The organism is Pseudonocardia oceanicola, assembly GCF_047200735.1.
GTDB lineage: Bacteria > Actinomycetota > Actinomycetes > Mycobacteriales > Pseudonocardiaceae > Pseudonocardia.
The window spans coordinates 1-361 of the sequence record NZ_JBJZON010000107.1 but is presented as its reverse complement, the minus strand read 5'-3'; the positions used below and the strand labels follow the sequence as shown (position 1 = coordinate 361).

The 361-nt window shown below is 73.4% G+C and carries 1 pseudogene; it reads right to left on the bottom strand.

Annotated features, from left to right (window positions below):
• Positions 1-284: pseudogene (locus tag ACL02T_RS35020) on the bottom strand (hypothetical protein); the annotation flags it as partial.
• Positions 285-361 lie beyond the last annotated feature (77 nt).

Here is a 361-nt window from a genome sequence, read left to right as displayed (position 1 = left end):
ACGGCCTTGGCGGCGCTGGTCACGATCTCGCGAGGCGCGTGGCTGCCGTTGCGCACCACCAGTCGGCGGCCGCGCTCGTCACGCTCGTGCGCGAACTGGGCGCAGTAGGCGTCGACCTCGGCCTGCAACGCCTCGGCCAGCATCCGCCGCGCGCCCTCGCGCACGAGTTCCTCGATCGCCGACGTCACCGCCGACGTCACCGCCGACGTCACCGCCGCCGTGGCCGCCTCGCCGCCGGTGCGGTCATCGCGGCCGTCCGGCTCCTCGGGCACCACGCTGAGCATGGGTCGTACCTTCCCGACCGGCGTTGGCGCGCCGATCTTGCTTGAGGCCCTGCAGATCATGCGGGAGGGTACGACCC